We start from the raw sequence: 13,525 nt of genomic DNA on the forward strand, positions 1-13,525 counted from the left end.
TTTGGAGAGGTGTCCGCTTGACTCCTATGGGAGCAGCGAGAAAGTCCGAGACCCTGCAGGAGCGTGAGCTGTGAAGCGGCTCGGCGCTCGCCCCAATGAGTCATGTGGTCACCTCGGAAAATAATTTACACATCTAAGTTTAAAAGGCGGTTACGACCAAGCATCAATAGCTATCAGTTTTTCAGTGGTCTCGGATGACTGTGTTATTGTTAAATAATATTTTTTGCGAATAAAATAAGTTCTAGTAACTCAGAAATTTATTTTTTCTACTGGTTCACTTTACTAATATAGTAGATGAATATATGTTTTTCTGTTGTTTTTAATAAATATAAGATAATTCATTTAAAAACAACACTAAAAACCGAACAAAAATAAAAATATTATCGTAATAATTCGTAAATTAACTCTTTCTTTTTAAAATATATACATGATAGAATAGAGGCAGATTTACGGTGGAATAGAGAGAATAGTCGGGAGGATTTACATATGAAGCATTTAGCGGAGCAAGACGAACTTGTTTTTAAAGCAATACAGCAAGAATTAGGTCGCCAAAGAGCGAAAATTGAATTGATTGCGTCAGAAAACTTTGTAAGTGAAGCGGTAATGGAAGCGCAAGGATCTGTATTAACAAATAAATATGCAGAGGGATATCCTGCCAAACGTTATTACGGCGGATGTGAATATGTAGATATTGTGGAAGATATTGCTCGTGACCGTGCGAAAGAAATCTTCGGTGCGGAACATGTGAACGTGCAGCCTCATTCAGGAGCACAAGCAAATATGGCCGTTTATTTTACTATTTTAGAACATGGTGATACTGTGTTGGGAATGAACTTGTCTCATGGTGGACATTTAACACATGGAAGCCCTGTTAACTTTAGCGGTATTCAATATAATTTTATTGAGTATGGAGTAGATAAAGAGACACATTATATTAATTATGAAGATGTTCGAGAAAAAGCATTAGCACATAAGCCTAAATTAATCGTTGCTGGAGCAAGTGCATATCCTCGTGAAATTGATTTTGCGAAATTCCGTGAGATTGCTGATGAAGTTGGAGCATACTTAATGGTGGATATGGCTCATATCGCTGGCTTAGTCGCAGCAGGGCTACATCAAAATCCTGTTCCTTATGCTGACTTTGTAACAACAACTACACATAAAACATTGCGTGGACCTCGTGGTGGAATGATCCTTTGTAAAGAAGAATTTGCGAAGAAAATCGATAAATCAATCTTTCCTGGAATTCAAGGTGGTCCATTAATGCATGTAATCGCAGCGAAAGCAGTTGCTTTTGGAGAAGTGCTTCAAGCGGATTTTAAAGAGTATGCAGAAAATATTATTGCAAATGCAAAACGATTAGCAAGTGGTCTACAAAAAGAGGGATTAAACTTAGTATCAAATGGAACGGATAATCATTTACTATTAGTTGACCTACAATCTTTAGGATTATCTGGAAAAGTGGCGGAGCAAGTATTAGACGAAGTGGGGATCACTGTTAATAAAAATACGATTCCATACGACCCTGCAAGTCCATTTGTAACAAGTGGAATCCGCATTGGAACAGCAGCTGTAACATCTCGTGGCTTTGGTTTAGAAGATATGGATGAAATTGCATCTATTATCGGTTTTACACTTAAAAACCATGAAAATGGTGAGAAGTTAGCGGAGGCAGCTCAAAGAGTAACGACATTAACTAGCAAATTCGAATTGTATAAACAATTATAATTAGAAGAGGACAATCATCAAGGGGGAATACGACCTAATGATTGTCCTCTTTTCTTAAGCTCGGTTTTTTTCTTGGATTTTAGGGAAAACTATCATAAAATTTTTGAATTTAGAAAAGGATTTCAGTTGATTCGCCAAAATTTTTTCTGTAGAATGAATAGAAGTGTGTTAACGAAGTATCCTGTCGAAAAAAGAGGATATTTATACTAATAATGAAGGAACGGAGTGAATGTTGTGGCAAAGGTATATGTATTTGATCACCCACTTATTCAGCATAAACTTACATACATTAGAGAAACCCAAACAGGTACAAAGGAATTTAGAGAGCTAGTAGATGAAGTAGCAACATTAATGGCTTTTGAAATTACTCGTGATATGCCATTAGAGGAAATTGATATCGAAACACCAGTTAGCAAAATGAAATCTAAAGTGCTTTCTGGTAAAAAACTAGGGATTGTTCCTATCTTGCGTGCTGGTATCGGGATGGTGGACGGGGTTTTAAAATTAATCCCTGCTGCTAAAGTTGGACATATTGGATTATACCGTGATCCTAAAACATTAAAACCAGTCGAATACTATGTAAAGTTACCTTCCGATGTAGAAGAAAGAGACTTTATCGTAGTGGATCCAATGCTTGCGACAGGTGGTTCTGCCATTGAAGCAATTCACTCTTTAAAAAACAGAGGCGGAAAAAACATTAAATTTATGTGCTTAATTGCTGCTCCTGAAGGTGTGGAAGCATTAAAAGAAGCTCATCCAGATGTGGATATCTACATTGCTGCACTTGATGAGAAGTTAAATGAAAAAGGTTATATTGTTCCAGGTCTTGGAGACGCTGGTGACAGATTATTTGGGACAAAATAATCGTGCCAAAAAATGCTCGGGCTAAAATAGCAAAGGATTCCGTTTTGAGGTGCTTTTCTTAAAATGTGTAGCGATTTGATAGTAGCTTTGGCATCGTTATTGGTATATAAAATGGGAAACTCGCCATTGGAATTGGCGAGTTTCTTTATTTGGAATATAAAATCCTTATATAAAGCCTCACCACTTACTTTTGGTATGGTTCACCGTAATGCATTAAATGAGAATCTTTTGGACTCACTCCCTTTTTACTAAGATGTTTTGTCCTGAATCGAGTAACCGGCAAAAGGAAAATAAGCGGAATTTTTCCGGATAAATGCATGATAGTGCTTGTTTCGGCGTAAATAAGGGGAGTTTTTCCGATTATGCAAAGCAAAATCTCCCTTTTTCGCATTATTCGAGTCAATAGGCGGAATCTTTCCGTCTATTTAAGCCTTTTTTAATAATAATTACTAAATAAGCGAAATTCTTCCGTCTATTTTTCAACTTAGATGCTTTGCCTTATACCCCAACCGATAAGTTCGGGCCCTCTCGAACACTCGATAAATAAGGGAAAAGACTTGCAAGCTTCTTAGTGGGCTTCAAGGTTTTAAAGTAGATAAAAAGACAAATAAACATAAGAGAAAAGCAATGAATGATAATGGCGTCATGATAAACCTTTCTTTCTTACTTTGAGACAGTAGATTAATTACTGTATTTAAACCAAGGTATAAGGTAATAACACAGACTAATATGTTTGTTGGTAAAAAATGAAAGGTGGTTAACACATTTGTATGTGTTAGAAAAATCAAACTAATAAAAAAGAGAATGATAGCATTTAATATACTCAAAATCCGCAATTTTTTTGGTAGAACCTTATGAGAACCACCCATCACATACTCTCCTAATGGATAACTAACTGAAAGTAATACTTGAAAAATTGCTACGATAATGGCTGATAGATGGACAAACCCCATTTCCATACAGAACTTTTCCATCAAACTTTATAAAAAAGCAGTATTTCCTTTTTTAATTTATATTCATCTTGAAAGAAATTATTAGTATTGGCATTTGTCTGTGTGAGAAAAGTCACACCTGATTTCATTGAATACATAAAATAACAACTTGCGGTCAGAATAAAAAGCATAATGATTTGCAAGGGGTGATTGGCATGATAAAAAGAACACTTGGAATACTCCTCATTTTCCCACTATTCATATCCTATACAACATTAGCTGCATCCTTAAAAACTCCAGACTTACCCTCGCAAAATCCAAACGAATTACAAATTGCCATTGTGCATACGAAGACTAATTATACCGAACAAGAAATAGATGAGCTCCTTAAGGAATACCCTCATTTAGAAAGAAGATTTATATTTACAGAAGTATTCCATGGTTTTTCGGTAGAAGGCCCACTACGGGAACTGGAAAAGTTAAAACAAAGCGAAAGCGTAAATCAGGTATCAAAGGTTCAAACATATATGGCAGAAGCAGATGACCCTGTTGAAATTATAGGAGCAGATGAAATAAGAAATTCCTTAGGAAAATCATTAGAGCATCTAAGTGGCAAAGGAATAAAGGTAGGTGTCATAGATACAGGAATAGACTATCAGCATTCCGATTTACAGAAGAACTATAAGGAAGGCTATGATTTTGTAGATAAGGACCAGGATCCGATGGAAACAAAGGGATTAGGCAGGAGAGATACTTTTCATGGTACACATGTCGCTGGGATTATTGCAGCAGATGGAAAGATGAAAGGTGTAGCTCCTAATGCGACTATTTATGCCTATAGAGCACTAGGTCCGGGGGGCTCTGGAACAACAGAGCAAATATTGGCTGCGATTGATAGAGCTGTAAGAGATAAAGTAGATATTATTAACCTCTCATTAGGCAGTGATGTAAATGGTCCAGATTTGCCGATTAGTCTTGCCTTAAATGAGGTAGTGAAGAAGGGGATTATTGCCGTTGCGGCTGCTGGGAATGCAGGTCCAGCAGAATGGACGGTTGGTTCTCCAGGTACAGCCTCTAAAGCTATTTCAGTTGGAGCCTCCACTCCTAATATATATACACCTTTTATCCTTATAAATGATCATAAAATCCCTTTAACCAATATGGAAAATAGTGAAAAATGGGCAGATACAGGCTCTGTTCACTTAGTAAGTGGTGGAATAGGGAAGAAAAATCAATTAACCGATGTAAAGGGAAAACTTGTATTAATGGAAAGAGGCGAACTAACCTTTACAGAAAAAGTGCAAAACGCATATGAAATGGGAGCGATTGGTGTACTTATATACAACAACATAGAAGGACCTTTTCAAGGGATGCTAGAAAAAGAAGTAGCTATACCAGTGGCAGGAATTACGAAGGCAGAGGGAGAATTTATAAAGGAGTCTATTCGTAAAAAAGAAACATATTTAACAATAGTAAAAAAATGGGAAAAAGATATATTGGCAGATTTTAGCTCTAGAGGCCCTGTTACAAGCACTTGGGAAATTAAACCAGATGTGCTTGCGCCAGGAGTAGTGATAAATAGCACAGTCCCTAATGGTTATATGTCATTACAAGGGACAAGTATGGCAGCGCCCTTTGTTGCGGGAGCTTGTGCATTGTTATTAGAGGCACATCCAGACTGGGGTCCAGAAGAAGTGAAAGCATCTTTAATGAATACAGCAAAGCCGGTCAAAAATAGACAAAATGTGACATATAAAGTATATGAACAAGGGGCAGGTCGAATTCAAGTTGATAAAGCGATAAAAGCTAATGTTCTAATTACGCCTGGAAGTATTCGTTTTGGTAAATACAAATTGGTGAAAGAACAAAACCAATATAAGGCGTACATTACGGTTAAAAATGTCGGTGATAATATGGAGAAAATATCCTTTGATTTTCCAAAAGGAAAAAGGGGGATTAGCTGGCGATTGCCTCTTTCATTTACACTAAAACCGGGTCAGAAGAAAAATGTCCCAATTATAATGAATATTGACAGTAATCTTTTTAATGAAAAACTTCAAGATGGTATAATTAAGGTAAGGGCCGGTGAGCAATTAATAAAACTTCCTTATTTATATGTACTAGAGGAACCCGACTATCCTAGAATTATGGGATTTGATCTCCTTAAAAAGACTGGAGAAAATAGTTATGAATATGAGACGTATTTACCGACAGGCGCTGAAGAATTTGGAATAGCTCTTTTTCGGGAAGATACATTACAATTTATTCAGTTTTTAGATTGGAAAAAAGAAGTGAAAAGAGGACGGTTAAAAGGGGTATTTAGTGTTGGAGATTTGGACGAAACAGGAAACTATCGAATCAAAGTTTTTGCGAAAAAAGCCGGAAAAGAGGACATGCTTGAAAAAATGTTGAAAATAAAATAAGCTATAAGTTAGAGATTGTTAAAAGGTGAGCAATGAATTTTTTTTTTGTATTTAAATGCATTGACATTGACAATACCCTATTGTATGCTTACAAGGGGTATGAATAGGTTTTCACCCGCGGAGTATCAAGATTTTAACACAGAGATAGTGTTAATAGAGTTAACGGGCAAAAGTGAATTTTACTAGTTTGTCTTTGGAAATTGAAGATAAATTATCTGGATTGACACCCGTAAAATGATACAAAAGGAATGTGCTTTTTCTCTGCTTCGCTTTATTTTTCGCGGGTTTAGAGTGATGCCCTGAAAATAAAGGAGGATAGAGATTTGGAACAATTATTTGAGATATACATAAGGGTTAAAAAATATCTTTATTTCTTTTTATCATTTTGTGCATTTGCTTGGGCGCTTACCCCCTATCAATCTGTTTTTCTTGGTCTCTTCGTCGGAACGAGTGCCAGTGTATTCAATCTCACCTTATTGGTTAGAAGAGCAAAGGTATTTGATAAAGCCATTGAAGATGAAGGGAAGGTTTATGGTTTAGGAACTCTTTCTCGAATGGCGACAGCAGTAATTGTTTGCTTAATTGCCGTAGAATATCCACAAAAAGTTCACTTAATAAGTGTTGTAATTGGATTGATGACAGCTTATATTGTCATTATGGCAGATTATTTAGTGCGTTATTTTATTTTACATAAGAATGGTGAGAAAAGAGGTGAGTAATATTGCATCATGAAGCACCGATTCATGAACACTTTGGGTTATATTTTAACTATTCCAATGTTTTAATGATTGTTGTATCAAGTTTAATTGTGTTTTTAATCGCATTTTTCCTTACTCGAAATCTTCAAATGAAGCCAACTGGCAGACAAAATTTGATGGAGTGGATAATGGACTTTGTCCGAAATATTATTAAGAATAACATGGATTGGAAAGATGGTGGAAGATTTCACGTATTAGGGATCACCCTTCTTATGTACATCTTTATTTCCAACATGTTAGGACTGCCTTTCGCTATTACAGTGGATCATACGCTTTGGTGGAAATCCCCAACTGCCGATCCTGGTATAACCTTAACGTTGGCAATTATGGTAGTGGGTTTAACTCATTACTACGGTGTCAAAATGCGTGGTACAAAAGGATACTTTAGGGAGTATGTACAGCCAGTAGGATTTTTACTACCATTAAAAATTGTCGAAGAATTCTCTAATACACTCACACTTGGTCTTCGTTTATACGGAAACATTTTTGCGGGTGAGGTTCTACTAGACTTACTAGTGAATAGCTTAGCTAAGACAAATATTATTGGTACAATAGCTGCCTTCCCATTAACAATGGTATGGCAAGGGTTCTCTATTTTTATCGGAAGTATCCAAGCTTTTATTTTCACTTTATTAACAATGGTTTATATGGCTCATAAAGTAAGTCAAGACCATTAATATATATACCCAGTTCAGAAAATGGACAAACTTTATAATAATTACAATTTAGGGAGGATTTTAATAATGGGTTCATTAGCAGCAGCAATTGCAATTGGTTTAGCAGCACTAGGTGCAGGTTTAGGTAACGGATTAATCGTTTCTCGTACAGTAGAAGGGATTGCTCGTCAACCAGAAGCAAGAGGTATGCTTCAATCAACAATGTTTATCGGGGTTGCGTTCGTAGAGGCGATTCCTATCATGGCGGTTGTTATCGCATTTATGGTTCTTTAATAGATTTAGAATAAATTATTCCTTAGTTATGGCGAAGATCATTCGATAAGAACCTTCGCCATTCCTTTATTTAAAACCAACAATTCATAAAAAAGGGCTGTTTTCTTGAAGATGGTTGTTATTTCAATAGAAATACTAACTATTAGGGAAGACAAAGCAGCCTACAATACCATACTCAATTTGAGTATATTGATAGCCAAAAATTGTTCCTATTATTTTATAAATAAGCATATTCACCTTTTTTCCATAAGCGAATAAAGGTTTCCTGTATGTGATAAAACACATTACCTGAAAGGAGTGAATCAAGCGTGTTCACAAATGGATTAGTATTAGGTGCCGTAATGGAATTCGCGGGCGGCGACGTAGCTGTTCAATTAGGATCTTTCTTATTATTATTGTGGGCAATCAAAAAGTTTGCTTGGGGTCCTTTAATGAAAATAATGAAGGATCGCGAGGAATTCGTTGCAAATGAAATAGATAATGCAGAGAAAAGCAGACTAGAAGCTGCCAAACTATTAGAAGAACAAAGAGCGTTATTGAAAGAAGCGCGTACTGACGCACAAGAATTAATCGATAAAGCTAAACAACAAGCAGATGCTCAAAGAGAAACAATCATTGACGATGCTAGAAAAGATGCAGAACGATTAAAAAATGCTGCTTTAGTAGAAATTGAGCAACAAAAAGAAAAAGCTGTTGCAACAATTCGCGATCAGGTTACTTCTCTTTCTGTTTTAATCGCTTCTAAAGTGATCGAAAAAGAATTAAATGAGCAAGATCAAGAAAAATTAATTCATGATTACATTCAAGAGGTAGGCGAGAAACGATGATGGATACAGGTGTTGCAAAGCGTTATGCTTTAGCCCTTTTCCAAATCTCCAAAGAAAACGGACAGATAGATCAATTGGATGAAGAAGTTCGCGTAGTGAAATCACTTTTAACCTCTTCGCCAGACATTCATACATTTCTACAATCTCCTAATATCTCATTAGAAAAGAAAAAAGAAATGGTGAAAGTAGCATTTGCTTCAGCAAGTGAGTATATACAAAATCTTTTGATGCTACTGATTGATCGCCATCGGGAAGAGATGATTACTAGTATTTGTGATCAATTTATTGCTTTTGTAAATGAAGCAAAAGGGGTTGCAGATGCAAGAGTATATTCCATCAAACCGTTAACTATGGATGAGAAAAGAGCTATTTCAGCTACTTTCGCTGCAAAAGTTGGGAAAATATCGCTAAATATTGAAAATATCATTGATTCTAACCTATTAGGTGGAATTAAAGTAAGAATAGGTAATCAAATATTTGATGGTAGTCTTCAAGGGAAGCTAAACCGTCTACAACGACAATTATTAGGATAGTAATTCTTTAGATAGGGGTGAAACGCATGAGCATCAAAGCGGAAGAAATCAGTGCTCTTATAAAAAAGCAAATTGAAAGTTACCAATCAGAAGTTCAAGTAAGCGAAGTTGGTACGGTAATTAATATTGGTGATGGTATCGCTCGTGTACATGGCCTGGATAACTGTATGGCTGGGGAGCTTGTTGAATTTTCTAATGGAGTAATGGGCTTAGCTCAAAACTTAGAAGAAAGCAATGTAGGTATCATTATTCTTGGTCCTTACACAGATATTCGCGAAGGCGATGAAGTTCGTCGTACAGGAAGAATCATGGAAGTTCCAGTAGGAGATGCGTTAATCGGACGCGTAGTTAATCCTTTAGGACAACCAGTAGATGGACTAGGAGCAATTAATTCAACAAAAACACGTCCAATCGAATTTTTAGCACCTGGCGTTATGGATCGTAAATCTGTAAGCGAGCCGCTTCAAACAGGTATTAAAGCGATTGACGCATTAGTGCCAATCGGTCGTGGACAACGTGAATTAATTATCGGTGACCGTCAAACTGGTAAAACATCTGTTGCGATTGATACCATCCTTAACCAAGCAGACCAAGATATGGTATGTATCTACGTTGCGATTGGACAAAAGGAATCAACTGTACGTAACGCGGTAGAAACACTACGTAAAAATGGTGCATTAGATTACACAATCGTTGTCACAGCTTCTGCTTCTCAACCAGCACCACTACTATACTTAGCTCCATATGCTGGTGTAGCAATGGGTGAAGAATTTATGTATAACGGTAAGCATGTTTTAATCGTATATGATGATTTAACAAAACAAGCATCCGCTTATCGTGAATTGTCCCTATTACTTCGTCGTCCTCCAGGTCGTGAAGCATATCCAGGGGATGTATTCTACTTGCATTCTCGTCTTCTTGAGCGTGCTGCTAAATTAAGCGACGCAAAAGGTGGAGGTTCTATTACGGCTCTTCCATTTATTGAAACACAAGCAGGGGACGTTTCTGCTTATATTCCAACAAACGTAATTTCGATTACAGATGGACAAATTTTCTTACAATCGGATTTATTCTTCTCTGGTGTACGCCCAGCGATAAATGCAGGTTTATCTGTTTCCCGTGTTGGTGGTTCTGCACAAATCAAAGCAATGAAAAAGGTTGCAGGAACATTGCGTCTGGACCTTGCATCATTCCGTGAGCTAGAATCATTTGCTCAATTTGGCTCTGATTTAGATAAAGCGACACAAGATAAATTAAATCGTGGTGCTCGCACAGTAGAAGTATTGAAGCAAGATCTTAATAAACCGTTAAAAGTAGAAAAACAGGTTGCGATTCTATATGCCCTAACACGTGGTCACTTAGATGATATTCCTGTTACTGATATTAGACGTTTCGAAGAAGAATTCTTAAATTGGCTAGATCACAATCATACAAATGTGGTAGAACAGATTGTTTCAACAAAAGATCTTCCATCTGATGATGATATGACAGCAGCAATTAACGATTTCAAAAAAACGTTTGTAGCTTCTGAATAAGAAGGCAAACTTAAAGATTGGTGGTGAGAATCTTTGGCATCTTTACGTGATATAAAAGCTCGTATTGAATCAACTAAAAAGACTAGCCAAATTACGAAAGCCATGCAAATGGTATATTCGGCTAAAATGAATAGAGCAGTTATTAATGTAAAAGCATTTATTCCGTATATGTCTAAAATGGAAGAAGTGACACATTCAGTAGCGCTCGGCAGCTCAGGCGTTAGCCATCCAATGCTTCAAACGCGTCCTGTTAAAAAAACATGCTATCTTGTCATCACTTCCGAACGCGGACTGGCAGGGGCATACAACAGTAACGTACTTAGAAAATTGAATCAAACAATTAATGAGCGACATCAATCAAAAGAGGAGTATGCCATTATTGTCATTGGAAGAATCGGTAGAGATTTCCTATTAAAACAAGGACATAATGTCATCTTGGATGTAGTTGGAATACCAGACCTACCAGATTTCCTAGATATTAAAGATGTAACAAGTAAAGCAGTAGGCATGTTTGATGATGGTACTTTTGATGAGCTCAATGTTTATTACAGTCATTATGTAAGTGCAATTCAACAGGATGTAGTAGAGAAGAAGGTTCTTCCTTTAACGGATATGGATGCTACGAATACTACATTGACATCATATGAATTTGAGCCATCAGCAGAAGAGATTCTTGATGTGCTATTACCGCAGTATGCAGAGAGTCTTCTATACGGTGCTTTACTAGATAGTAAGGCAAGTGAGCATTCTGCACGTATGACTGCGATGAAGAATTCTACTGATAATGCGAAAGAATTAATAGGTGAATTAAGTCTACAGTACAACCGTGCAAGACAAGCTGCGATTACACAAGAGATTACAGAAATCGTTGGTGGAGCTGCAGCGTTAGAATAACGATGATTAATAAGTTCTGCTTGACGTAAGGTTTAGCAGAACCTGCTTTTAAGAAAGTTTAGGAGGGAAAATAATGAGCACAGGACGAATTCTTCAAGTTATGGGACCAGTTGTTGACGTGAAGTTCGATGGAGGAAGTCTGCCTGACATTAACAACGCATTAAGAGTTGTTCCAGGTCCAAATAGTACTTCTAACGTAGAATTAACACTTGAAGTGGCCCTTCATTTAGGTGATAACACAGTTCGAGCTATTGCAATGTCTTCTACTGATGGCGTTACAAGAGGCTCAGAGGTTATAGATACTGGAAAATCTATTTCTGTTCCTGTTGGTGATGTTACGTTAGGTCGTGTATTTAATGTTTTAGGAGAAACCATTGATTTAGATTCCGAAATTCCAGCGAGTGCTAGACGTGATTCTATTCATAGAGAAGCTCCTAAGTTTGAACAATTATCAACACAAGTAGAAATTTTAGAAACAGGTATTAAAGTAGTAGACTTATTAGCACCTTATATTAAAGGTGGTAAAATTGGTCTATTTGGTGGAGCCGGTGTAGGTAAAACCGTTTTAATTCAGGAATTAATTAATAACATCGCTCAAGAGCATGGTGGTATTTCTGTATTCGCAGGTGTTGGAGAACGGACACGTGAAGGAAACGACCTTTACCATGAAATGACAGATTCTGGCGTTATTAAGAAAACAGCAATGGTGTTCGGACAAATGAACGAGCCACCAGGTGCTCGTATGCGTGTTGCCTTAACAGGATTAACAATGGCAGAATATTTCCGTGATGAACAAGGACAAGACGTTCTATTCTTCATTGATAACATCTTCCGCTTTACACAAGCTGGTTCTGAGGTTTCTGCATTGCTTGGCCGTATGCCATCAGCGGTTGGTTATCAGCCGACGTTAGCAACAGAAATGGGTAGATTACAAGAACGTATTACTTCAACAAATGTAGGTTCTGTAACATCTATCCAAGCTATCTATGTACCAGCGGATGACTATACAGATCCAGCGCCAGCTACAACATTTGCTCACTTGGATGCAACAACAAACCTTGAGCGTAAATTAACAGAGATGGGTATTTACCCAGCAGTAGATCCACTTGCTTCTACTTCTCGTGCCCTTTCTCCTGAAATTGTTGGCGAAGAGCACTATAATGTAGCAAGAAGTGTACAATCTACACTACAACGATATAGAGAGCTTCAAGATATCATTAGTATCCTAGGTATGGACGAGCTAAGTGACGAAGATAAATTAATCGTTCACCGTGCAAGAAGAATCCAATTCTTCTTATCTCAAAACTTCCATGTAGCGGAGCAATTTACAGGTCAGAAAGGTTCTTATGTACCTGTAAAAGAAACCGTAAAAGGATTTAAAGATATTCTTGATGGAAAATATGATCATCTTCCAGAGGATGCGTTCCGCTTAGTTGGACGTATCGAAGAAGCAATTGAAAAAGCGAAATCTATGGGTGTGGAAGTATAAACTAATCAGGAGGGGTAGTAATGAAGACGATTAAAGTCAATGTAGTAACTCCTGATGGCCCGGTGCATGAATCAGATGTAGATATGGTGATCGCAAAAGCAGAAAGTGGAGAGCTTGGAATTTTAGCAGGACATATTCCGATGGTTGCTCCACTGAAAATAGGAGCTGTTCATTTGAAAAAAGGTTCAGATTCTGAATATCTAGCGGTGAATGGTGGAATTTTAGAAGTTCGCCCGGATCAGGTGACAGTACTTGCTCAATCTGCTGAATTAGCGGAAGAAATTGATTATGATCGTGCCTTACGTGCTAAGGAGCGCGCAGAACAAAGATTACATGCTCAGAAGTCAGAGCATGTAGACTTTAGACGTGCAGAACTTGCTCTTCAACGTGCAATGAATCGTATATCCATTGTTGAGAAAAAATACTAAAAAGTCCCTAAGGGGGCTTTTTTTAATCTGTGGAGTGCTTTGAAAAAGAGAATATCAAGCTGTGGTTAAACAGACAAAAAATCAAAAAAAATACCTGAATCAAAAGTGAAACCTTTTGATAGGTAAATACGTCAAATAATAGTTGAATCTGAAAGGATAGATTG

The 13,525-nt window shown here is 37.1% G+C and carries 13 protein-coding genes; 12 read left to right on the plus strand and 1 reads right to left on the minus strand.

Annotated elements, in window-relative coordinates; genetic code table 11:
• The first annotated feature begins 486 nt into the window (after window positions 1-486).
• Window positions 487-1,728 (plus strand): serine hydroxymethyltransferase, encoded by a 1,242-nt coding sequence (gene glyA, locus QQZ16_RS21480; RefSeq protein ID WP_109768640.1) that lies wholly within the window; start codon window positions 487-489, stop codon window positions 1,726-1,728.
• A 234-nt stretch (window positions 1,729-1,962) separates the two neighbouring features.
• Complete coding sequence (gene upp / locus QQZ16_RS21485; RefSeq protein ID WP_031536719.1) at window positions 1,963-2,592, plus strand: uracil phosphoribosyltransferase; 630 nt, start codon at window positions 1,963-1,965, stop codon at window positions 2,590-2,592.
• 578 nt (window positions 2,593-3,170) lie between these two features.
• Here the strand turns inward: upp and QQZ16_RS21490 are convergent.
• A complete protein-coding gene (locus tag QQZ16_RS21490; RefSeq protein WP_284561764.1) occupies window positions 3,171-3,566 on the minus strand; it encodes a hypothetical protein in 396 nt (131 codons plus the stop codon).
• A 173-nt stretch (window positions 3,567-3,739) separates the two neighbouring features.
• Here QQZ16_RS21490 and QQZ16_RS21495 point away from each other — a divergent pair, with 173 nt between their 5' ends.
• From QQZ16_RS21495 to QQZ16_RS21540, 10 genes are all read left to right on the plus strand, one after another.
• Window positions 3,740-5,947: a S8 family serine peptidase gene (locus QQZ16_RS21495; RefSeq protein WP_284561765.1), complete on the plus strand. Its 2,208-nt coding sequence runs from the start codon at window positions 3,740-3,742 to the stop codon at window positions 5,945-5,947.
• Window positions 5,948-6,270: 323 nt separating this feature from the next.
• Complete coding sequence (locus tag QQZ16_RS21500; RefSeq protein WP_031536717.1) at window positions 6,271-6,666, plus strand: ATP synthase subunit I; 396 nt, start codon at window positions 6,271-6,273, stop codon at window positions 6,664-6,666.
• Window positions 6,667-6,668: 2 nt separating this feature from the next.
• Window positions 6,669-7,382: a F0F1 ATP synthase subunit A gene (gene atpB / locus QQZ16_RS21505; protein ID WP_284561766.1), complete on the plus strand. Its 714-nt coding sequence runs from the start codon at window positions 6,669-6,671 to the stop codon at window positions 7,380-7,382.
• 66 nt (window positions 7,383-7,448) lie between these two features.
• Window positions 7,449-7,655, plus strand: a complete 207-nt coding sequence (gene atpE, locus QQZ16_RS21510; RefSeq protein WP_016204791.1) for a F0F1 ATP synthase subunit C — start codon at window positions 7,449-7,451, stop codon at window positions 7,653-7,655.
• A 308-nt stretch (window positions 7,656-7,963) separates the two neighbouring features.
• Entirely contained in the window at window positions 7,964-8,482 is a 519-nt protein-coding gene (gene atpF, locus QQZ16_RS21515; RefSeq protein WP_235251337.1) for a F0F1 ATP synthase subunit B, read from the plus strand.
• Entirely contained in the window at window positions 8,479-9,015 is a 537-nt protein-coding gene (locus tag QQZ16_RS21520; RefSeq protein ID WP_031536714.1) for a F0F1 ATP synthase subunit delta, read from the plus strand. Before atpF ends, QQZ16_RS21520 begins: the two co-directional genes overlap by 4 nt.
• A 26-nt stretch (window positions 9,016-9,041) precedes the next feature.
• Window positions 9,042-10,550: a F0F1 ATP synthase subunit alpha gene (atpA, locus tag QQZ16_RS21525; protein WP_031536713.1), complete on the plus strand. Its 1,509-nt coding sequence runs from the start codon at window positions 9,042-9,044 to the stop codon at window positions 10,548-10,550.
• A gap of 33 nt (window positions 10,551-10,583) precedes the next feature.
• On the plus strand, window positions 10,584-11,444 hold the full coding sequence (gene atpG / locus QQZ16_RS21530) for an ATP synthase F1 subunit gamma (RefSeq protein ID WP_031536712.1): 861 nt from the start codon (window positions 10,584-10,586) through the stop codon (window positions 11,442-11,444).
• A 73-nt stretch (window positions 11,445-11,517) separates the two neighbouring features.
• Window positions 11,518-12,933 (plus strand): F0F1 ATP synthase subunit beta, encoded by a 1,416-nt coding sequence (gene atpD / locus QQZ16_RS21535; protein WP_031536711.1) that lies wholly within the window; start codon window positions 11,518-11,520, stop codon window positions 12,931-12,933.
• Window positions 12,934-12,953: 20 nt separating this feature from the next.
• Entirely contained in the window at window positions 12,954-13,361 is a 408-nt protein-coding gene (locus tag QQZ16_RS21540; RefSeq protein WP_031536710.1) for a F0F1 ATP synthase subunit epsilon, read from the plus strand.
• Window positions 13,362-13,525: the final 164 nt, after the last annotated feature.

The organism is Bacillus sp. T2.9-1 (assembly GCF_950097965.1).
Taxonomy (GTDB): domain Bacteria; phylum Bacillota; class Bacilli; order Bacillales; family Cytobacillaceae; genus Niallia; species Niallia hominis.